This is a genomic window from Glycomyces albidus (assembly GCF_009451885.1).
GTDB lineage: Bacteria > Actinomycetota > Actinomycetes > Mycobacteriales > Micromonosporaceae > Glycomyces > Glycomyces albidus.
Window position 1 is genome coordinate 58,568 of sequence record NZ_WIAO01000004.1, and the last position, 20,005, is coordinate 78,572.

Sequence of the window (20,005 nt, forward strand, 5' to 3'; positions counted from 1 at the left end):
AGGAACCACGAATGACCCATCGGACCACACTGCGCGACCGCATCCCCACGCAGATCAAGGCCGTCGTCGGCCGCTCCTCGCGCACCTTCGGGCGCCTGACGGCCTCCTCGCGGATGCTGCCCGGCCTGCTCGTGTGCGGCGGCCAGCGCTGCGGCACCACGTCCCTGTACCGGGCCCTGGCCCAGCACCCGGCGATCCTGAAACCGGTGCTCCACAAGGGCGTCCACTATTTCGACACCGACTACCGGCGCGGCCCGGCCTGGTACCGCGGGCATTTCCCGACCCAGGCGACGGCCGCGCGCATCGCGGACCGCACCGGCCTCGCGCCGGTCGCGTTCGAGTCGAGCCCGTACTACCTGTACCACCCGCTGGCCGCGGAGCGCTTCGCACGCGACCTCCCGGGCGTCAAGGTGATCGTGCTCGTCCGCGACCCCGTCGAGCGGGCGTGGTCGCACCACGCCCACGAAGTGGCGCGCGGGTTCGAGCCGATCACCGACTTCGACGCGGCCGTGGAGGCCGAGGCGTCGCGCCTCGACGGCGTCGAGGAGCGGCTGCGCGCCGACCCGGCGCTGTACAGCTTCGACCACCAGCACCACGCGTACACCGCGCGCGGGCGGTACACCGACTACCTCGAGCCGCTCGCCCGCCACGTCGGGCGCGACCGGGTGCTGGTGCTCGACTCGGGCGAGTTCTTCAGCCGGCCCGAGGACGCGTTCGAGCGGGTCCTGCGGTTCCTGGGGCTGCCGTGGATCGGCGAGTTCACGTTCGCCCGCCACAACGCGCGCGGGCGGCCCTCGCCGATGTCCCCGGCGCTGCGGGAGCGGCTCACCGAGCACTACGAGCCCTATGACGAACGGCTCGCGGAATGGCTTGGGGGCGTGCCGAGTTGGCGGCGCTGACCGCGCCGGTCGCCGAGGCCGGACGCGAGGAGCTGCGCGGCACCGCCCGCGGCGGCCTGGTGAACCTCGTCGGAGCCGCGGTCTCCGGCCTCGGCGGCCTGGCCGTCACGTGGCTCGCGGCCGTCGCCCTCACGCCCGCCGAAGCCGGCGCGTTCTTCGCGGCGACCTCGGTGTTCATGCTCGCGGGCGCGGTCGCGCGCCTCGGCACGCCCACCGGGCTCGTGTACTGGGTGGCGCGGCTGCACCGCAACGGCCGGGACGGCGCCATCGGGTCGGCCCTGCGGCTGGGCCTGTGGCCCGCGGCGATCGCGTCGTTCGCGGCGGCGGCCGCGCTGCTGGCGGCCGCGCCGATGTTCGCTCGCCCGGACCTGGTGCGGCTCCTCGCCGTGTTCATCCCCGCGTCGGTCGCGATGGAGGCGCTCCTGGCGGCCACGCGCGGCTACCGGCTCATGGGCCCTTCCGTGGTCATCGACAAGCTCGGGCGCACGCTCGCCCAGCTCGCCGGCCTCGCCGCGATCGCGTGGGCGGGAGCGGCGACGGCGCAGTGGATCACGTTCGCGTGGGTGCTGCCGTACTTCCCGGCGGCACTGGCCGCGGCCTGGTACCTGCTGCGGCGCCACCGCGCGGCCGCGGTCGACCGGGAGTTCCCCGACCGGGTCTCGGCGCGGGCGTTCTGGGGGTTCACGGCGCCGCGCGCGGTCGCGAGCGTCGCGCAGCTCGGGCTGCAGCGGCTCGACATCATCATGGTCGCCGCGCTCGCCGGCCTCGGCCCGGCCGCGGTCTACACCGTGGCGACCCGGTTCGTGATCGTCGGCCAGCTCGCCTCGGGCGCGGTGGGCCAGTCGGTGCAGCCGCGCGCGGCGGCGGCGATGGCCGCCGGCGAACCCGCGTCGGCGCGGTCGCTGTACCAGGAGTCGACGGCGTGGATCGTGGCCCTCACGTGGCCGGTGTACCTCGCGGTGGGCCTCCTCGCCGACTGGTACCTGCGGCTGTTCGGCTCCGGGTACGCGACGGACGAGGCGCGCTTGGTGGTGTGGGTCCTGGTGCCCGCGATGATGTGCGCCTCGGCGTGCGGGGTCGTGGACTCGATGCTGTCGATGGCGGGGAAGACCTCGTGGCAGCTCCTCGACGTCTCGATCGCGCTCGCGGTCAACGTGGGGCTGAACCTGGCGCTGATCCCTCCTCTGGGTGTCGTCGGCGCGGCGATCGCTTGGTCCGCGGCCGTTCTGGTCAATAATTTGGTTCCACTCGCGCAGCTGTGGCGCACGTTCGGACTGCACCCCTTCGGGGCGCTGACGAGACGGGCCCTGCTCGCCGCCGGCCTCGCATTCGGGGCCCTGCCCCTGGCGGCCGTCCCGTTCGGGCCGCTGTGGACGCTCGGCGCGCTCGCCGCGGCCGGCGCCGCGTGGGCGGTGGCGCTCCTGCGCTACCGCACCCGGATCTGAGAGGGAGAACGCCGTGGCAGCCAACTACACCGAGGTCTTCCGCGACCCGACCGCCGTCGAGAAGTACGCGGAGCGCACGTACGCGCCCGGCAGCTTCTCGTCGATCGTGTCCAGCCGCCAGGCCGGGTGGCTGCGCGGGTTCGTACCGCACGCGTACAGGATGCCGCCGGTGCACCACGACTTCGCATGCGGCACCGGCAGGGTCGCGCGGATGCTCGCGGGCCTGGTGGCGGTGTCGCACGGCTACGACACATCCGAGGCGATGCTCCGGAAGGCGCGGGAACTGGGCACGCCCGGATACGCGCACCTGGTCACGCCGGGCTACGCGATGCCCGTCCCGGACGAGACGCGCCCGCGGCTGGTGACCGCGTTCCGGTTCGCGCTCAACGTGGACCTGCACCTGCGCGACCAGATGATGGACTTCGCGTCGGCGGCGCTGCCGGACGCCGATGCGGGGCTGCTGCTGGTGGAGAACCACGGGAACGCGTCGTCGGTGCGGCACCTGCGCAAGACCTTCGGGCGCCTCGACTCGGCCTCCTGGTTCCAGGAGCTCTCGCACGAGGAGATGCGGGAGCTGTTCGACCGGCACGGCTTCGACCTGGTCGGCATGCAGGGCTTCACGCTGTTCACGCAGGGCTGCTACCGGCGGCCGTGGCTGTGGGCGGCGAAGACCGCCGACTCGGCGCTGTGCTCGCCGATGTCCAGATGGGCCACCGACGTCGTCTACGTCGCCCGCAGGCGCTAGGCCAGGGTCGGGGTCGGGGCGGCCCCCCGCGGCCCGTTCAGCGCCGGTTCCGGCGCTCCCGCGTAGCTTCGGCGAGCAGCCGCAGCGCCTCGGGCAGGTCGTCGCGCAGGTACCGGCGCACGAGCCGGCGCGGCTCCGAGCACATCCGGAACACCCATTCGGTGCCGGTGCGCTGCATCCACTTCGGGGCGCGGCGGCGGTAGCCGGCGATGAAGTCGATGCTCGCCCCGCAGCCGAGGAACCACGCGCGCGGCGCGACCGCTCGCAGCCGCGCCGCGACGTGCTCCTGCTTGGGGAAGCCGAGGCCGACGTAGACCAGGTCGGGGACGGCGGCCCGGACGCGGTCCTCCAGCGCGCTCCATTCCGTGTCGTCGCGGTCGAAGCCGATCGGCGGGCACCACGCGCCGACGACTTTCAGCCCCGGGTGGCGGGCCTCGAGGACCGCGGCGGCGCGCTCGGTCGGGCGCGCGGCGCCGTCAGGGGTGCCGCCGAGGAGCGCGATGCGCAGGCCGCGTTCGGACGCGGCCGCCGAGAGGCTCCAGACCAGGTCGGAGCCGGCGACGCGCTCGGGCAGCGGCGAGCCGGCGAGCCGGGACGCCCACACCAGCGGCGCGCCGTCGGCCGTCACCAGGCCGGCGGCGTCGATGACGGCGCGCAGGTCGCGGCTGCGGCGCGCGGCCGCGACGATGTCGACGTTCGGGGTCACGATCTGCCCGCCGCGGCCGGCCTCGATCGCCTCGAGCACGCGCGCGACCGCTTCGGACTCGGTGACCGGGTCGATGCCGATGCCGCCCAAGCGGATCCGCGTTGAATGTGTGCCGCGCGCGCCGTCGGCGCGCACAGGGCCCAAGCGCTCCATGACATCAGACGCTAGAGCCCGGCGGGCGGTTTTCCGGGTTTTTTCGCGGCAGGGCGTGTCCCCGACCCCACCTCGGATCGTTATAGGAGTCGACAGGGGAACACGACGGTGAGCGAGGGTTCAGTGAGCTGGAGAACGGCCGAGCAGTCCGAGCAGTCCGAGAACCGCGTCAAAGTGGTCTTCATCGGAGGCCTGGGCCGATCCGGCACGACGCTCCTGGAGCGGCTGCTGGGGCAGCTTCCCGGGGTCGTCCCGCTCGGCGAGATCACCCACCTGTGGGAACGCGACCTGGTCGGCAACGAGATGTGCGCGTGCGGGGCGACGTTCTCGCACTGCGAGTTCTGGCAGCGCATCGGCGGGCGGGCCTTCGGGTCCTGGGAGAACGTCGACGTCGAGCGGCTCAGCGCCTTGAAGGCCACTGTGGACCGCACCCGGCACATTCCGGCGCTCGCGGCGAAGAAGCTCGCTCCGGCGCAGCACCAGCTCGTCACCGAGTACGCCGAGTACTTCGAGAAGCTCTACGAGGCCGCCGCCAGGGACACCCGGGCGCAGGTCGTGGTCGACTCCTCGAAGCACGCGTCGCTCGCGTACTGCCTGCGCTGGTCCCCCAAGATCGACCTGCGCGTGATGCACGTGGTGCGCGACTCGCGGGGCGTCGCCTACTCGTGGACCAAGCAGGTGCGCCGCCCCGAGTCCCCCACCGGCGACCAGATGACCCGCTACTCCCCCGCGAAGGCCGCGATGCTGTGGAACGCGCAGAACGCCGCGTTCAGCCTCCTGGCGCGGCGCGGCGTCCCGGTGCGGCGGGTCCGGTACGAGCGGATCATCGAGCGCCCGCGCCGGGTCATCGCGTCGCTGGCCCGCTTCTGCGGGCTCGACCTCGTCGAGTCCGACCTGAACTTCATCGGCGACGGCTGGGCCGACCTCGGCCCCAGCCACTCCGCGGCCGGCAACCCGATGCGGTTCACCGTGGGGCGCATCCCGATCCGGCCCGACGAGGCGTGGACCGAGGACCTCCCGGACGGCACCCGCCGGATGGTCTCGACGCTGACGCGACCGCTGCTGGGCCGGTACGGGTACCTTGCTGAAGACGAGGAACCCTTGGAGGACTCCGCGCGCGAGCGCCTCGTCGACGCCCGCGGAGACGTGATCATGGGGAGTGAGCGCCCGTGACCGACTGGCCCTCCGTCGGGGTCGTGATCCCGACGCACGACCGGCCCCAGCAGATGCGCGCCGCTCTGAGGTCGGTGCTGACGCAGTTCTACCCCGGCGAACTCGAGGTCGTCGTGGTCTTCGACCGCGCCAAGCCGGCCGAGGGCCTCGAAGCCGAGCTCAACGGCGGCTCGGGCGAGGCCGCGAAGCGCCCGGTGCGGGTCGTCAGGAACGAGCGCACCCCGGGCCTCGCCGGGGCCCGCAACACCGGCATCACCGCCTTGGAGACCGACCTGGTCGCGTTCCTCGACGACGACGACGAATGGCTCCCCGGGAAGCTCACCGCGCAGGTCGCGGCCCTGGGCACCGAGGCCGAGCTGTGCACCACCGCGATCGAGGTCGACTACCGGGGGAGGCGGAACGCGCGGCTCGCGCAGCGGACCACGGTCCGCCACGTCGACCTGTTGCGGTCGCGGATGATGATGCTCCACTCCTCGACGTTCCTGTTCCGCCGCTCGGCGCTCCTGGGCGGGCTCGGGCTCGTCGCGGAGGACGCGCCCGGCAGCCAGAACGAGGACTGGGACATGCTCCTGCGGGCGTCCCGGCGGCGGCCCATCGCGCACGTCGACGTCCCCTACGCGCTCGTCAACTGGGCCGGTTCGCACTTCGAGACCCGGTGGGACACCAAGATCTCCTCGCTGCGGTGGATCCTGGACCGCCACCCCGAGATCCACGGCAGCCCCGAGGGCGCCGCGCGCGTCTACGGGCAGATCGCGTGCTGGCACGCGGCGATCGGCGACCGCAAGGAAGCCCTCCGGTGGGCGCTTCGCGCCACCAAGGCGAACCCGGGCGAACCGCGCGCCGCCGTCGCGGCGGCCGCCGCGGCCGGCATCGTCGGCGTCCCCGCGGTGATGGCGGCCCTGCACCGCCGCGGCCGCGGTATCTGACGTCCGTGCGCGGGTGCGGATCTGAAGCGCCGCAAGGGGTCTGACGTTCTGAACTCCGACACGGGCACTGAGGTCCGGCCGCGGGCGCGGTGTTCGAACGCTGCGGCCGGGGTTCGAAGTCCCGCCGCGGGCCGGGAGGCGTCGCTCGAATCCGACGAACCCGCTGCGGCCCATCGCGTTCACCCTTTGTCCGCCCTTTATTCACCGCTTATCGGTCCCTTAACCTCCGGGCCCATACGGTTCCTCCAGTGCCGCCGCGAAGGCGGCCGTCCGCATCCACTGAGGAGGAACGCCTTGAGTCTCGCGCTCGCACTCGCCCTGCCCGTCGACCTGTTCGCGATCACCGTGCTCGCGTGCGCGATCTACTACCGGCGGCACCGGCGCACCGACCTGGCGCTCGCGTACGTCGCGTTGAACGTGGGCGTCTTCTCCGTCTCGGCGCTCATGCTGTCGCAGCAGGTCAGCCTCGGACTCGCGTTCGGGCTGTTCGGGGTCCTGTCGATCCTGCGGCTCCGGTCCGACCAGATCTCGCAGCGCGACGTCGGCTACTACTTCACCGCGCTCGCGCTGGGGCTCATCAACGGGATCGGGGCGTCCCGCCCGGCCGTCATGATCGGCCTGTCGGTCCTCCTGGTGGCCACGATGTACGTCGCCGACCATCCGCGGCTGGCGAACCGGTCCCGGCACCGCATGATCGTCCTCGACACCGTCCACCGCGACGAGCAGCGCCTCCGCGAGGACCTCGAGCGGCGCCTCGACGCGCACGTCGCCAAGTTCGAGGTGATCGACACCGACTACGTGCGCGAGACGATGACCGTCGACGTGCGGTTCCAGCCGCACGCCTCACCCGTGCGCCAGATCCCCGGCGAGCGCACCGTCCCGCTGGCGAGGACCCGATGAGCGGCCTCGACGCCTTCGCGGGGATCGGGCTCGAGGAGGTGGTCGCCGCGGCCGACCTCCAGACCCGGGTCGACACGAAGTACCTGCTCGCACCGGTCGTGTACCGGCGGTTCCGAGACGTGCTCGCGGCGAGCGGCCAGTGGGCGTGCCTCGACATCGGCGGCCGGCGCCGGTTCGCGTACGAGTCGGTGTACTTCGACACGCCCGACCTCCTGACGTACCGGCAGCACCGGCAGGGCCGCCGGCGCCGCTTCAAGGTCCGGACCCGGCTCTACGCCGACTCGGGCGAGTGCGCGTTCGAGGTGAAGGTGAAGGGCGCGCGACAGGACACGGTCAAGGAGCGCCTGCCGTACCGGGCCGCCGACGCCGCACGGATCACCCCCGAGGCCGCGGACCACCTGGCGCGGACCCTGTGGGAGGCGTACGGGATGCGCGTCCCGGCCGGTCTCGCGGCGCGGCTGCGCACCGACTACCGGCGGCACACTCTGGTGAACCCCGCTGCGGGCGTGCGCATCACATGCGACGAGGAACTGCGGTGCGTCTCCGGAGCCGGCGCGGTGGCGTCGCGCCCGCTCAGCCTCGTCGAAGTGAAATCGGCCAGGCCCGGCGGGCCCGCCGACCGGCTCCTGTGGGCGATGGGCGCGCGGCCGGTGTCGGTCAGCAAGTACTGCCTCGCGGTCGCCGTGCTCGCCCCCGGGATGCGCGCCAACCCGTGGGCGAAGGCGCTGCACGAGTGCTTTCCCGGGGTCTGACCGGCGGACCCGGGCGAGGCGGTCCGATTCGTTCGCGCGAGGCCGGGGGCCGAATCGGAGTTCTTCGGCAGCCCGGGCGGCCGTCCCGGAGGACGACCGGTCCGGTCGGACGGTCACTGACCGAGTTCGAGCCTGATGAGCGCGCCCCGGCCGCCCGGGCCCTGGCCGAACACGAGCTGGCCGCCCGAGGCGGCGGCGGCGCGCCTGGCGATGTCCAGGCCCAGCCCCGTGGAGCCGCCTTCGCTGCGGCCGCGCTGGAACACCCCGAGGTTCGGCAGCCCCGGACCCTCGTCTGCGACGTCCACTGTGGCCCCCGAGTCGTAGCGCGGCGTCAGCCGGACCTCGAACGCGGTCCCGTCCGGGGTGTGCTCGAAGACGTTCGCCAGCAGCGCGTCCATCGCCGCGGCGAGGTCGGCGGCCGACAGCCGCACCGGCAGCGGCCCGGGCGCGAGCCGCGCCCGGCATTCCCGGGCGGTGTCCTCGGCGAGGGCCGACCAGAACTCGACGCGCTCGGCCACCACCGCGGCCGCGTCGCACCTCCCGGCCTCCGCCGGGTTGCGGGCGTCGCGGATCGCCTCGTTCACGGCCCGCTCCACGTCGGCGACGGCCTGCTCGACCGGTTCGCGCTGCGCGTGGTCGCCGAGCGCCTCGGTCTCGAGCTTGAGCACCGTGAGCGGGGTCCGGAGCCGGTGCGAGAGGTCGGCCACGCGTTCGCGCTCGGCTTCGAGGAGCTCCCGGATCCGGTCGGCGAGCGTGTTCAGCGCCGTGCCGACGTTCCGCAGCTCCGCCGGCCCGCCCGCGTCGGCGCGGGCCTCCAGGTCGCCGTTCGCGAGCCGGTGAGAGACGGCCTCGAGGTCGTTCAGCGGCACCAGGATCACCCTCGCGAGCCGCCACGCCAGCAGCAGTCCGAACCCCAGGAGCAGCAGTGCGATCGAGCCGAGCAGCAGCCACGAACGGGCCACACCGGCGGTGAGCCGCTCGTCGGGGACGTAGACGCGGATGACGGCCACCTGCCCGTCGACGTTCACGCTGAACAGGACCTCGCGGCCGCCCTCGGCCTCGGCGGTGACCGAGGAGCCGCGGGACGCGAGCTCGACCGCGTTCGAGCGCGGGGCGTCGACACCGCTGAGCGTCCCGTCGGGCCAGAACACCGTCACCGGGTAGTCCGTTCCCGCATTGAGGTTCTCCACCGCGGCCTGGGCCGCGGCGCGGTCGCCGGAGCTGACCGTCGCGACGAGCGTCTGGCCCTCCTGCTCGGCGCTGTCGACGGCGTACTGGGCCGCACTGTTGCGCAGCAGGATCGCCATCGGGATCGAGAACGCCAAGAGGATCAGACTCGCGGTCGCGGCCACGAGCAGCGTCAGCCGGGCCCTCACCGCGCACCGCCCGCCGGGTCCACGAGCTTCACGCCGACGCCGCGCACCGTGTGCAGGAACCGCGGCTCCTGCGCGGTCTCGCCGAGCTTGCGGCGCAGCCACGCCAGGTGCACGTCCACGGTCTTGTCGGCGCCGCCGAACGGCAGGTCCCACACGTCGGTGAGCAGCTGCCGCTTCGCGACCACCTCCCCGGCCCGCGCCGCGAGGTAGTGTAGCAGGTCGAACTCCTTGGGGCTCAGCTCGAGCGGTCGCCCGTCCAGATGCGCCGAGCGTCCGCGCGGGTCGATCCGCAGCGGCCCCACGACCACCGCCGCATCGACCGCCGCCGCGCCCGCGCCGACGCGGCGCAGCACCGCCTGGATGCGCGCGTCGAGCTGCTTGGCGGTGAACGGCTTCACCACGTAGTCGTCGGCGCCCGATCCGAGCACCCGGACGATCTCGTCCTCGTCGTCGCGAGCGGTCGCCACGATCACCGGCACGTCCGAGACCCCGCGGAGCATCCGCAGCATCTGCGACCCGTCGAGGTCCGGCAGCCCGAGATCGAGCACGACCAGGTCGGGCCGGTCGTCGATCGCCGCGCGCAGCCCCGTCATCGCATCGGGCGCGGAGGCGACCTGGTGGCGGAGATCCCGCAGCGAACGCATCAGCGCCGTGCGGACCCGCTCGTCGTCTTCGATCAGGAGGAGGTGGGCCATGGCCGGAATGCTATGCGCAGATCCCCGCGACGACCACACCCCGGGAGCGGCCCGCGAAGGCTTAGAGCCGCCTTATCGCGGCCTTAACGATCCGCGCGGCAAGCTTGGTGCCATGCAGAGGAAATGGGCAGTGGCCGGCTGGGTGACGTTCGCGGCGGTGGCCGTGGCCGCCGGGATCGGCGCGGTGGCGCTGGCGCAGGGCGGGAGCCTCGCCGGGCCCGAGGAGCCGATGTCCGACGACGAGGTCCTCGCGGCCCTGGACGACACCGGGGACGACCCGACCGAGTCCCCCGCGGCGAGCGAATCGCCTGCGGCCGCATCCGAGACGCCGACCGCCGGCACGTCGCCGAGCACCCCCGCCGGACACGTCCTCGGCGGCGACGGCGGCACCTTCATGGCCGTCTGCGAAGGCGACGAGGTCCGCATCGACTGGTGGACGCCCGCGCAGGGCTGGAACGCCGCCGCCGTCGAGCAGGGCCCGGGTCCGCAGGCGTCCGTCACCTTCACGGCCGCCGGAGACGACGATGACGATGACGACGGCTTCCACTACATCGCCACCTGCGACGGAGGCGTCCCCACCGCCGCGCTCCAGTCCGACGACGACGCGGACGACTGACCACTGGACCGCCCGCCTGGGGATGAAAAGGGGGGAACGGCCCCGGAACCTCGCGGTTCCGGGGCCGTTCGCGCAGCACTGCGAAGAAGGACTAGCCCTTCTTGCGGAGCTCTTCTTCGTTCCGGTGCAGGTCCTCGAGGCCACCGCACATGAAGAACGCCTGCTCGGGGAAGTGGTCGTACTCGCCCTCGGCGATCTTCTTGAACGCCTCGACGGTCTCCTTGACGGGGACGAACGAGCCCTCGACGCCGGTGAACTGCTTCGCCGCGAAGGTGTTCTGCGACAGGAAGCGCTCGATGCGGCGCGCCCGGCCCACGACGAGCTTGTCCTCTTCGGACAGCTCGTCCATGCCGAGGATCGCGATGATGTCCTGCAGCTCGTTGTACTTCTGCAGGATCTGCTTCACCGTCGACGCGACCTGGTAGTGCTCCTGGCCGACGACCTCGGGCTCCAGGATGCGGGAGTTCGAGGCCAGCGGGTCGATCGCCGGGTAGATGCCCTTGTCGGAGATCTTCCGCTCGAGGTTCGTCGTCGCGTCCAGGTGGGTGAACGCGGTGAACGGCGCCGGGTCGGTGTAGTCGTCCGCGGGGACGTACACGGCCTGCATCGAGGTGATCGCCTTGCCGCGCAGCGAGGTGATGCGCTCCTGGAGCTCACCCATCTCGTCGGCGAGGGTCGGCTGGTAGCCCACGGCCGAGGGCATGCGGCCCAGCAGCGCGGAGGTCTCCGAACCGGCCTGCGTGAACCGGAAGATGTTGTCGATGAAGAGCAGCACCTCCTGGTTCTTGACGTCGCGGAAGTACTCGGCCATCGTCAGGGCCGACAGGGCGACGCGGAGGCGCACGCCCGGCGGCTCGTCCATCTGCCCGTAGACCAGCGAGGTCTTCTCGAGGACGCCGGCCTCGGCCATCTCGGCGATGAGGTCGTTGCCCTCACGGGTGCGCTCGCCGACACCGGCGAACACCGACGAACCGCCGAAGTTCTGGGCCACGCGGATGATCATCTCCTGGATGAGCACCGTCTTGCCCACGCCGGCGCCACCGAACAGGCCGATCTTGCCGCCCTTGACGTACGGGGCGAGCAGGTCGATCGCCTTGATGCCGGTCTCCAGCATCTCGGTCTTCGGCTCGAGCTGCGCGAACGCCGGGGCGTGGCGGTGGATCTCCCAGTAGTCGTCGGCCTGGACCTCTTCGCCCTCTTCGAGGTTGAGGCAGTCACCGAGGACGTTGAAGACCTTGCCCTTGATGCCGTCGCCGACCGGGACCTTGATCTGCGCACCGGTGTCGCGGACCTCGGTGCCGCGGACCATGCCGTCGGTCGGGGCCATGCAGATGCCGCGGATCTGGTTGTCGCCCAGGTGCTGGGCCACCTCCAGCGTCAGCGTCTTCCGGTGCTCGCCGTACGCGACGTCAACGTGCAGCGCGTTGAAGATCGGCGGGATGGCGTTGCGCGGGAACTCCACGTCGACGACCGGCCCGATGACCCGTACGACGCGTCCCACTCCATTAGTGTCGGTCATCGTTACTCTCTTCCTGCGGCGGAAAGGGCACTGGCCCCACCCACGATTTCGCTGATCTCCTGCGTGATCGCCGCCTGCCGCGCCGCGTTCGCGCTCCGCCGCAGGGTCTTGATCAATTCATCGGCATTGTCGGAAGCCGCCTTCATGGCCCGACGCCTCGACGCCGACTCACTGGCCGCGGCGTCGATCAGCGCCGCGTAGATGCGAGTCGTCAAGTACTTCGGCAGCAGCGCGTCGAGGAGCGCCTCCGGGTTCGGCTCGAACTCGTAGTCCGGGAGCAGGACGTGCTCTTCGAGCTCGGTCTCCTCCACCTCTTCGACCTCGAGCGGAGCCAGTTGCCGCGGATCAGGGGTCTGCGTCAGCAGCGAGACGAACTTGGTGTGAACGATGTGCAGTTCGTCCACACCGAGGATACCGTCCGCACCCGCTTCGTCACCGACGTCGTCGGCGCCCGACATGAACGCCGCGAGCAGCGTCCGCGTGATCTCCTGCGCGTCCGAGACCCTCGGCGCCTGAGTGAACCCGGTCCACGACTGCTCGATCTTCCGGGAGCGGAACCGGTAGTAGTCGACGCCCTTGCGGCCGACGACGTACAGCACCGGGACCTTGCCCTCCTCGGCGAGGCGCGAGACCATCTGCTCGGCCGTGCGGATCACGTTCGCGTTGTACGCGCCGCACATCCCCTTGTCGGCCGTGACCACCAGGACGCCCGCCCGCCGCACCGCAGGGCGCGGCTGCAGCAGCGGGTGGTTGATCGACGCGTTCGACGCCAGGGACGTCATCACGCTCGTCATGGCGCGGGCGTACGGCAGCGAAGCCGCGACCCGCTCCTGCGCCTTGGCGATCCGGCTGGTCGCGACCAGCTCCTGCGCCTTGGTGATCTTCTTGATGGACTGGGTCGACTTCAGCCGCTTGCGCAAAGTACGAAGCTGCGCTGACATGGCTAACCCTTCTTGACGCGCTTGACGGTCTCGACGTCGACGTCGCCCTCAAGGGCGTCCTCGGCGGCGTCGGTCACGTGCAGGTCGTCGGCAGTGGCCTTGAACATCTGCTTGAACTTGGCGATGGCGCGCTTGAGGGTGTCCTCGATGTCGCCGGCCACCTTGTCCTTGCCAGCGTTGAGCTGGGCGATGACGTCCTTGTGGTTGGCGCGCATGTAGGTGAGGAACTCGGCCTCGAAGCGGCGGATCTCGCCGACGGGAATGTCGTCGAGCTCGCCGGACGTGCCCGCCCAGATCGAGATCGTCTCCTCGCCCATCGGGAACGGCTCGGCCACGCCCTGCTTGAGGAGTTCGACCAGGCGCAGACCGCGGTCGAGCTGCGCGCGGGACGCGGCGTCCAGGTCGGACGCGAAGGCGGCGAACGCCTCCAGGTCGCGGTACTGGGCCAGGTCCAGACGCAGCGAACCGGCGACCGAGCGCATGCCCTTGGTCTGGGCGGCGCCGCCGACTCGGGAGACCGAGGTGCCGACGTTGATCGCCGGCCGGACGCCCGAGTTGAACAGGCCCTCTTCGAGGAAGACCTGTCCGTCGGTGATCGAGATGACGTTGGTCGGGATGAACTGCGAGATGTCGCCGGCCTTGGTCTCGATGATCGGCAGGCCGGTCAGCGAACCGCCGCCCAGCTCGTCCGACAGCTTCGCGCAGCGCTCCAGCAGGCGGGAGTGCAGGTAGAAGACGTCGCCGGGGAACGCCTCGCGGCCCGGGGGACGGCGCAGCAGCAGCGACACGGTGCGGTAGGCCTCGGCCTGCTTCGACAGGTCGTCGAAGACGATGAGCACGTGCTTGCCGCCGTACATCCAGTGCTGGCCGATGGCCGAACCGGTGTAGGGGGCCAGGTACTTCAGGCCCGCCGGCTCGTCGGCGTTCGCCGCGACGATGGTGGTGTACTCCATCGCCCCGTGCTCTTCGAGCATGCCCTTGATGCCGGCGACGGTGGAGCCCTTCTGGCCGACCGCGACGTAGATGCAGCGGAGCTGCTTGTTCGGGTCGCCCGACTCCCAGTTCGCGCGCTGGTTGATGATCGTGTCGATCGCGACCTGCGTCTTGCCGGTCTTGCGGTCGCCGATGATGAGCTGGCGCTGGCCGCGGCCGATGGGGGTCATCGAGTCGATGGCCTTGATACCGGTCTCGACCGGCTCGAACACCGACTGGCGGTTGATGACGTTCGGGGCCTGGGCCTCGAGCTCGCGCTCGCCCTCGGCCTCGATCTCGCCGAGGTCGTCGATGGGGTTGCCCAGGGCGTCGACGACGCGGCCCAGGTACTTGTCGCCGACCGGCACCGAGAGGACCTTGCCGGTGCGCTTGACGGCCTGTCCCTCGCCGACCTTGGTGGGGTCGCCGAGGAGCACGGCGCCGATCTCGCGCACGTCGAGGTTCAGGGCGAGGCCCATGACGCCGCCTTCGAACTCGAGGAGCTCGTTGGCCATGACGGACGGGAGGCCTTCGACGACGGCGATGCCGTCGCCGGCGCTGGTGACGGTACCGACCTCTTCGCGGGTGATCTCCGGCCGGTACGACGAGACGTAGGCGTCGAGCGCGCTGCGGATCTCGTCAGAGGAGATGGTCAATTCAGCCATCTGAACGTTTACCTTTCTGTTGCTACCGGCTGGATCAGCGTCCGGCCAAGGCTTGGCGGGCTTCGTCGAGGCGACGCGAGACGGAGCCGTCCCACAGGTCCGAGCCGACTTGCACTCGGATGCCCCCGACGATCGCGGGGTCGACGGTGACCTTGAGCGCCACCGGGCGGCCGTAGACGAGCGACAGCTTGGCGGCGAGCTGGCGCTCGCCGGACTCGTCGAGCGGCTTGGCCACGGTCACGTAGGCCACGGCCTCGTCGCGGGCCGCCGCGGCGGCCTCGACCAGGTGGGCGAGCGACGCGTGGAAGCTGCGCCCCCCGAGCCCGAAGCACGCGGCGGCGGCGAGCTTCACCGTCACCGGCTCGGCCTTGCCGTCGAGCAGGCGCTCGGTCAGCTCGGCCCGGCCCTTGGGGTCGGTGCCGGTGGCACCGAGGACCGAGGCCAGCTCGGCGTCGCCGTCGACGAGCCGCCCGAAGCGGAACAGCTCGTCTTCGACGTTCGCCAGGCTGCCGTCCTTGGCGGCGGCGAGCAGCAGCGCCTCGACGGCGAGCTGCTCGGTGCCGTCCACCAGTTCGGACGGCCGGCGCCAGCGGCCGCGCACCAGCGTGACCACCACGTGAGCGGCGGTGTCGCCGACTTGACCGGTGAGGAGCTGACGGATCAGGCCCTCGCGGTCGTCCGCCTCGCGAGCGGGGTCGGACAGGGCGCGACGCAGCCGAGGCTGGTCGACGAGGAACCGCGTCACTCCCAGCAGCTGTTCGCCGCACTCGGTGAGCTGCTCGGCCGAGGCGCCGGAGGCGGCGGCCTCCAGCACGGCCCGGCCGGCCTCGATGCTTTCGCGTCCAGTCGTCGACATCAGCGCGCTCCGCTCGTCTCGGCCGTCTCGTCCGCGATCTGGGTGAGGAACTGGTCCACGGTCGCGGTCGTGTCGGCGTCTCCGGCGAGTCGCTGGCCGATGATCTTCCCGGCCAGGTCGACGGCCAGGTTGCCGACCTCGCTGCGCAGCTCGCGGACGAGCTGCTGGCGCGAGGCCTCGACCTGGGCGTGACCGGCCGCGATGATGCGGTTGGCCTCTTCGCGGGCGGAGACGAGGATCTCCTCCTTGGCGGCCACGGCGTCGGCACGGGCCTCGTCGCGGATCGCGGCGGCCTCCTCCTGCGCGGTGGCGAGCTTCCGGCGGTACTCCTCGAGCGTCTGGTTCGCCTCTTCCTGAGCGCGCTCGGCGCGCTCGATGCCGCCTTCGATCGCGTCCACTCGTGCTTCGAACGTCTGCTCCATGCGGGGGAAGACGAACTTGATGAGCACGAAGCACAGCAGACCGAACGCGATGGCACCGATCAGCATTTCCTGCCAGATCGGGAAGAGGATCCCTGCCCCTCCTTCGGCGGCGTGAATCATGATGACTCCCTTGAAGGGTTAACTAGTTACCGCCGCCGATGGCGAAGGCGAGAACGAGGCCGAACAGCGCCAGCACCTCGACGAGGGCGAAGCCCATGAACAGCATCGGGCGGGTGATGCCGGCGGACTCGGGCTGGCGGGCGGTGGCGGTGATCCACGCCGCGAAGATGAGGGCAACACCGATACCGGGGCCGATCGCAGCGAGGCCGTAACCGATGACGTTGACGGAGCCTTCCATCTGGCTTTCTCCTAGGTGTCAGCGTGGCGTGACCGTCACGCGCACGATGTTGTTCAATTGCGAAAACTGGGGTGGGGTGGAAACCGAGGGAGCTCTAGTGCTCTTCCGCGAGGGACCCCTGGATGTACATGCCGGTCAGCAGGGTGAACACGTACGCCTGCAGCAGGATGACGATGAGTTCGAAGAGCGTCATCGCGATGCCCATGGCGAACGAGAAGACCGACAGGCCCTGGATGAAGATGTTGCTGGAGTTCAGCATCTCGAACCCGCCGAGGATGAAGACCAGCAGGATGAGGTGGCCGGCGAACATGTTCGCGAACAGCCGCAGGGCGAGGGTGACCGGGCGCAGGATGATGTTCTGCAGGATCTCGATCGGGATCAGCAGCGGGTAGATGAACGCCGGAGCGCCCGGCGGCACGACCGTGATCTTCAGCCACTTGGCGAGGCCGTGCTGCTTGATGCCGACCCAGACGTACATGATCCAGGAGAGGACCGCCAGCATCGCGGGGAACGCGATGTGGGCGTTCGGCGAGATCTGGATGCCGGGCACGATGGCCCAGAAGTTCATCAGGACGATGAACAGGAACAGCGTGGCGAGGTACGGGGCGAAGCGCACGCCGTCCTTCTTGCCCATGAGGTCGATGGCGACGGTGTTCCGGATGAAGCCGTAGGCCGATTCGGCCATCCACTGCTTCTTGGTGGGAACGATCTGGGGCTTGCGGTAGGCCCACAGGAAGAAGACGATCAGGATCGCGACCGTCGCCCAGACCACCATCGTGATGGTGGTGAACATGTGGGCGAGGGCGGTCTCGCTGAGCCCGGAGAACCAGTCGGCAAAGTCAAAGCTGTGGATACCGGGCGGGAAGTGGGACTCCCCTTCGGCCAGCACGATGGCTGAGTCGGTCACGCGAGCCACGCCTCTCAGTCAGTGTCGGTCAAATCTACGGTGACATCTGCTTGATGAGCAGGTACATTCCCGCTCCAGCACCGACTAGCATCCCTACCAGGAGCCCGACTTTGGGCAGTTCGAGCCACAGGTCGACGAGATATCCGAGACCACCCCAGACGATGATCCCGGACAGCAGATATCCCAGAGCGCGCCAGCCCATGTCCGAACCGTCGGGTTGGGGCTTGCGATCGGGGGGTTCCATGTCGGCCATGTCGGAATGAACTCTAACAGCTACTACGCAGGAACTGCCCGGCGGGCTAGCTGAGATGAGCGCCATCCGTGCGCAATTGTCAACCTCCACGAAACACCGCGTGTCGCGGTGCGCGGGCGTCAAGAAGCCGTCAAGACGGCTGGTCGAGCTCGATGTACGGGATCTTCGCCCTGTATGCCCAGACAGCCTGGGTCGCGAGCCACGCGACGGCTCCGCCGACGATCCCGCAGGCGAATGGGAGCAACGCATTCGGCACCGTCGATTGAACCGTCCACAATGCAATGAAAGCCAGGAACAACTTGACCGCATATGTGATCAAGGCCATAGGCAAGGTGAGACGCAGATCAATCTTCTCCGCTGCGGCGACCGCTTGGACCGATCCCGCGAAGCCCAAGGCCGCCAACGCGACTCCGGCCGGAGCGGACCACGCGCCGACGCCGCCCGCGGTGATCCACCCGACGATCGCCGCCACCGCCGCCGCGATTCCCGCGACGGCGAAGCAAGGCTTCAGCCAGTGCTTCTTGGAGGCAGCCCGGGCGGTCGTCACGAGCCCCCCTCGAGCGCGATGGCGACGGGCTTGAGCGCCGCCTCGAGCTGGTCGGCGATCGTCGCGTACACCGCGCGGCTCATGCCCCACGGGTCCGACAGGTCGGTCTCGTCGTAGTCCGCCCGGTGCAGCTCGGCCAGCGCCACCAGCGCCTTGCCGCGGGTGTTCACATCGCCGTCGGGCAGCTCGTCCGCGGCGTCCTCGGCGACCCGCCCGAAGGTGCGGACCAGGAACGTCTTGCCGGCCGCCTCGGGGTAGTGCTCCGCGATGAAGCCGAGGTGCCCGGTGGTGGCGACCAGGATGAGGTCGGAGGCCGCCACGTGGGCCCGGGTCAGGTGGCGCGCGCCGTGTCCGCCGGCCTCGTAGCCGCGGTCCTCGAGTTCGCGCGCGGAGAAGGGCTGCATGTCCTCGCCCTCGTGCCACGAGGAGGTGCCGGCGCCGTGGTTGAACACGTCGTCGCCGGTGAGCCCGTCGAGGATGCGCTCCGACATCGGCGACCGGCAGATGTTGCCGGTGCAGACGTGCAGGACGGAGAAGGGCACGGCGGTCACTCCGCTTCGGTGGGGGTCGCCGCGGTGCGGCGCCGGCGGGCGGTCACGCCGAGGTCTCCTCGGTCGCGTCGGTCTCGGCCGGGGCCTCGGCGGCGGCCTCGTCCGCTTCCTGCTCTTCGGGGCGCTGGCCGGGGCCGTAGCCGTCGCGGTCGAGCGTGTCCGGGACGATCTTGCGGATCTGCTCGAGCGTGAGGGCGCCTTCGCGCAGGATCTGCGGCGGGTGCGCGACGCAGTCGACGATGGTCGACGGCAGGTTGTCCTCGCTGGGGCCGGCCTCCAGGTAGACCGAGACGTCGGAGCCGAGCTGGGCCTTCGCGTCGGTGGCGGTCTCGGCCGGGGGCTGGCCGTGCTTGTTCGCGGAGGACACGGCCATGGGGCCGGTCTCCTTGAGGAGCTCGAGCGCGAGCGGGTGCAGCGGCATCCGGACCGCGACGGTGCCGTCGGTGTCGCCGAGGTCCCACGTCAGCGTCGGCGTGTAGGGCACGACGACGGTGAGCGGGCCGGGCCAGAACGCCTCGATGAGCTCCTTGGCGGAGTCGGGGACGTCGGAGGCGATGCCGTCGAGGGCCCGCTTGGAGCCGATGAGGACCGGCGGGGCCATGTCGCGCCCGCGTCCCTTCGCGGCCAGGAGCGCCTTCACGGCGGCGTGGTTGAACGCGTCGCATCCGATGCCGTACACGGTGTCGGTGGGGATGACGACGAGCCTGCCGCCGGTCACGGCCCTGGCGGCCGACTTGATCCCGGTGGCGCGGTCCTTGATCTTCCTGCAATTGAACAGCCTCACGGCAGCAAGCCTAGCCTTCCTGTCGCGAACCTCGGCCGGCCGGCGAGGTCGTCGTGGTCTTCGGCGTCGGTGAACCCGCTGACCCGCAGGATCTCCGGGGCCACCGAGCCGTGGGTGTCGTCGTGCTCGAAGCCGTACCAGCCGCCGGGCCTGAGCCAGCGGGCGGCGCGGACGGCGAGCGGCTGGATGACCGCGAGGCCGGCCTCGGCGGCGTAGACGGCACCGCCGGGGTCGAAGTCGACCTCGGGGGCGACTTCCATCTCGAACGGGACGTACGGCGGGTTGGCGGTGACGAGGTCGACCTGGCCGTCGAGTTCGGCGAGCGTGCCGGTGGCGGTCGCGTCGGCGAGGACGGGCACCGCGTTCGTGCCCTCCAGGTTCGACTCGAGCCATTCGAACGCGTCGGGGTCGATCTCGACGGCCCAGACGCGGGCGTCGGGCCGCTCGGTGGCGATCGCGTACGCGACGGCCCCCGAGCCGGAGCAGGCGTCGATCACCGTGCCGCCCTCTGGGAGGTGCGCCAGGGCCCAGTCGACGAGGAGCTCGGTCTCGGGCCTGGGCACGAACACGCCGGGGCCGACCGCGAGCTCGCCGTAGCGGAACGCGGCCGAGCCGGTGAGGTGCTGGAGCGGCTCGCGGGTGCAGCGGCGTTCGACCAGGGCGTCGAACTCGGCGAGCTGGTCGTCGCGGGGGCCGTCGGCGATGAGGAGGCGGGCGCGGGTGAGTCCGGAGACGTGGGCGGCGAGCAGCTCGGCGTCGACCCGGGGGGAGGCGACGCCGGCCGCCGCGAGGCGCTTCGCGGCGGCGGCGATCGCTCCTGCCCAGGTCACGTCGGTGTGCTGCT

23 protein-coding genes are annotated in these 20,005 nt (G+C 71.1%); 8 read left to right on the forward strand and 15 right to left on the reverse strand.

What is annotated here, in order from left to right; all coding sequences use genetic code 11:
• The first annotated feature begins 11 nt into the window (after window positions 1-11).
• The 3 genes from GFD30_RS04895 to GFD30_RS04905 are packed head-to-tail and all read left to right on the forward strand — an operon-like array spanning window position 12 to window position 3,089.
• Entirely contained in the window at window positions 12-899 is an 888-nt protein-coding gene (locus GFD30_RS04895) for a sulfotransferase family protein (protein ID WP_153024101.1), read from the forward strand.
• Window positions 866-2,344 (forward strand): lipopolysaccharide biosynthesis protein, encoded by a 1,479-nt coding sequence (locus GFD30_RS04900; protein WP_153024102.1) that lies wholly within the window; start codon window positions 866-868, stop codon window positions 2,342-2,344. The genes GFD30_RS04895 and GFD30_RS04900 overlap by 34 nt, the downstream gene beginning before the upstream one ends.
• 13 nt (window positions 2,345-2,357) lie before the next feature.
• Window positions 2,358-3,089 (forward strand): methyltransferase domain-containing protein, encoded by a 732-nt coding sequence (locus tag GFD30_RS04905; RefSeq protein ID WP_194201853.1) that lies wholly within the window; start codon window positions 2,358-2,360, stop codon window positions 3,087-3,089.
• Window positions 3,090-3,126: 37 nt separating this feature from the next.
• Here the strand turns inward: GFD30_RS04905 and GFD30_RS04910 are convergent, their stop codons facing one another.
• Window positions 3,127-3,948 (reverse strand): WecB/TagA/CpsF family glycosyltransferase, encoded by an 822-nt coding sequence (locus GFD30_RS04910; RefSeq protein WP_153024103.1) that lies wholly within the window; start codon window positions 3,946-3,948, stop codon window positions 3,127-3,129.
• A gap of 123 nt (window positions 3,949-4,071) precedes the next feature.
• Between GFD30_RS04910 and GFD30_RS04915 the strand changes: the two genes are divergently transcribed.
• The 4 genes from GFD30_RS04915 to GFD30_RS04930 all read left to right on the forward strand — a co-directional run bounded on the left by GFD30_RS04915 (window position 4,072) and on the right by GFD30_RS04930 (window position 7,699).
• Window positions 4,072-5,121: a sulfotransferase gene (locus GFD30_RS04915; protein ID WP_322632950.1), complete on the forward strand. Its 1,050-nt coding sequence runs from the start codon at window positions 4,072-4,074 to the stop codon at window positions 5,119-5,121.
• The gene (locus GFD30_RS04920) at window positions 5,118-6,047 is read left to right on the forward strand and encodes a glycosyltransferase family 2 protein (RefSeq protein ID WP_322632951.1); all 930 of its coding nucleotides are present in this window, start codon (window positions 5,118-5,120) and stop codon (window positions 6,045-6,047) included. The genes GFD30_RS04915 and GFD30_RS04920 overlap by 4 nt, the downstream gene beginning before the upstream one ends.
• Window positions 6,048-6,341: 294 nt before the next feature.
• Window positions 6,342-6,947, forward strand: coding sequence for a DUF4956 domain-containing protein (locus tag GFD30_RS04925; RefSeq protein ID WP_153024104.1), 606 nt, complete (start codon window positions 6,342-6,344; stop codon window positions 6,945-6,947).
• Window positions 6,944-7,699 carry a polyphosphate polymerase domain-containing protein gene (locus tag GFD30_RS04930; protein WP_153024105.1) on the forward strand — a complete coding sequence of 252 codons (756 nt, stop codon included), beginning with the start codon at window positions 6,944-6,946 and terminating at the stop codon, window positions 7,697-7,699. The genes GFD30_RS04925 and GFD30_RS04930 overlap by 4 nt, the downstream gene beginning before the upstream one ends.
• A gap of 113 nt (window positions 7,700-7,812) precedes the next feature.
• Here GFD30_RS04930 and GFD30_RS04935 read toward each other — a convergent pair whose 3' ends face one another.
• Both GFD30_RS04935 and GFD30_RS04940 read right to left on the reverse strand, forming a co-directional pair.
• Window positions 7,813-9,075 (reverse strand): sensor histidine kinase, encoded by a 1,263-nt coding sequence (locus tag GFD30_RS04935; protein WP_322632952.1) that lies wholly within the window; start codon window positions 9,073-9,075, stop codon window positions 7,813-7,815.
• Entirely contained in the window at window positions 9,072-9,770 is a 699-nt protein-coding gene (locus GFD30_RS04940; RefSeq protein WP_153024106.1) for a response regulator transcription factor, read from the reverse strand. Before GFD30_RS04940 ends, GFD30_RS04935 begins: the two co-directional genes overlap by 4 nt.
• Window positions 9,771-9,882: 112 nt before the next feature.
• Between GFD30_RS04940 and GFD30_RS04945 the strand changes: the two genes are divergently transcribed.
• Window positions 9,883-10,386: a hypothetical protein gene (locus GFD30_RS04945; protein ID WP_153024107.1), complete on the forward strand. Its 504-nt coding sequence runs from the start codon at window positions 9,883-9,885 to the stop codon at window positions 10,384-10,386.
• A gap of 91 nt (window positions 10,387-10,477) precedes the next feature.
• On the opposite strand, the gene atpD is transcribed toward GFD30_RS04945, so the two are convergent.
• The 12 genes from atpD to prmC all read right to left on the reverse strand — a co-directional run bounded on the left by atpD (window position 10,478) and on the right by prmC (window position 19,991).
• A complete protein-coding gene (atpD, locus tag GFD30_RS04950; RefSeq protein WP_153024108.1) occupies window positions 10,478-11,905 on the reverse strand; it encodes a F0F1 ATP synthase subunit beta in 1,428 nt (475 codons plus the stop codon).
• Between the two features lie 2 nt (window positions 11,906-11,907).
• Complete coding sequence (locus GFD30_RS04955) at window positions 11,908-12,846, reverse strand: F0F1 ATP synthase subunit gamma (RefSeq protein WP_153024109.1); 939 nt, start codon at window positions 12,844-12,846, stop codon at window positions 11,908-11,910.
• A 2-nt stretch (window positions 12,847-12,848) separates the two neighbouring features.
• Window positions 12,849-14,483 carry a F0F1 ATP synthase subunit alpha gene (atpA, locus tag GFD30_RS04960; protein ID WP_153024110.1) on the reverse strand — a complete coding sequence of 545 codons (1,635 nt, stop codon included), beginning with the start codon at window positions 14,481-14,483 and terminating at the stop codon, window positions 12,849-12,851.
• Between the two features lie 34 nt (window positions 14,484-14,517).
• Window positions 14,518-15,342 (reverse strand): F0F1 ATP synthase subunit delta, encoded by an 825-nt coding sequence (locus tag GFD30_RS04965; protein WP_407648974.1) that lies wholly within the window; start codon window positions 15,340-15,342, stop codon window positions 14,518-14,520.
• Window positions 15,339-15,881 (reverse strand): F0F1 ATP synthase subunit B, encoded by a 543-nt coding sequence (locus GFD30_RS04970; protein ID WP_153024112.1) that lies wholly within the window; start codon window positions 15,879-15,881, stop codon window positions 15,339-15,341. Before GFD30_RS04970 ends, GFD30_RS04965 begins: the two co-directional genes overlap by 4 nt.
• Window positions 15,882-15,903: 22 nt before the next feature.
• On the reverse strand, window positions 15,904-16,119 hold the full coding sequence (locus GFD30_RS04975; RefSeq protein WP_153024113.1) for an ATP synthase subunit c family protein: 216 nt from the start codon (window positions 16,117-16,119) through the stop codon (window positions 15,904-15,906).
• A gap of 94 nt (window positions 16,120-16,213) precedes the next feature.
• Window positions 16,214-17,026 carry a F0F1 ATP synthase subunit A gene (gene atpB, locus GFD30_RS04980; RefSeq protein WP_322632954.1) on the reverse strand — a complete coding sequence of 271 codons (813 nt, stop codon included), beginning with the start codon at window positions 17,024-17,026 and terminating at the stop codon, window positions 16,214-16,216.
• A gap of 34 nt (window positions 17,027-17,060) precedes the next feature.
• A complete protein-coding gene (locus tag GFD30_RS04985; RefSeq protein WP_153024115.1) occupies window positions 17,061-17,279 on the reverse strand; it encodes an AtpZ/AtpI family protein in 219 nt (72 codons plus the stop codon).
• A gap of 130 nt (window positions 17,280-17,409) precedes the next feature.
• Window positions 17,410-17,826, reverse strand: a complete 417-nt coding sequence (locus tag GFD30_RS04990) for a hypothetical protein (protein ID WP_153024116.1) — start codon at window positions 17,824-17,826, stop codon at window positions 17,410-17,412.
• Complete coding sequence (locus GFD30_RS04995; RefSeq protein ID WP_322632955.1) at window positions 17,823-18,377, reverse strand: arsenate reductase/protein-tyrosine-phosphatase family protein; 555 nt, start codon at window positions 18,375-18,377, stop codon at window positions 17,823-17,825. Before GFD30_RS04995 ends, GFD30_RS04990 begins: the two co-directional genes overlap by 4 nt.
• A gap of 43 nt (window positions 18,378-18,420) precedes the next feature.
• Window positions 18,421-19,161 carry an L-threonylcarbamoyladenylate synthase gene (locus GFD30_RS05000; RefSeq protein WP_322632956.1) on the reverse strand — a complete coding sequence of 247 codons (741 nt, stop codon included), beginning with the start codon at window positions 19,159-19,161 and terminating at the stop codon, window positions 18,421-18,423.
• Complete coding sequence (gene prmC, locus GFD30_RS05005; protein ID WP_322632957.1) at window positions 19,158-19,991, reverse strand: peptide chain release factor N(5)-glutamine methyltransferase; 834 nt, start codon at window positions 19,989-19,991, stop codon at window positions 19,158-19,160. Before prmC ends, GFD30_RS05000 begins: the two co-directional genes overlap by 4 nt.
• Window positions 19,992-20,005 lie beyond the last annotated feature (14 nt).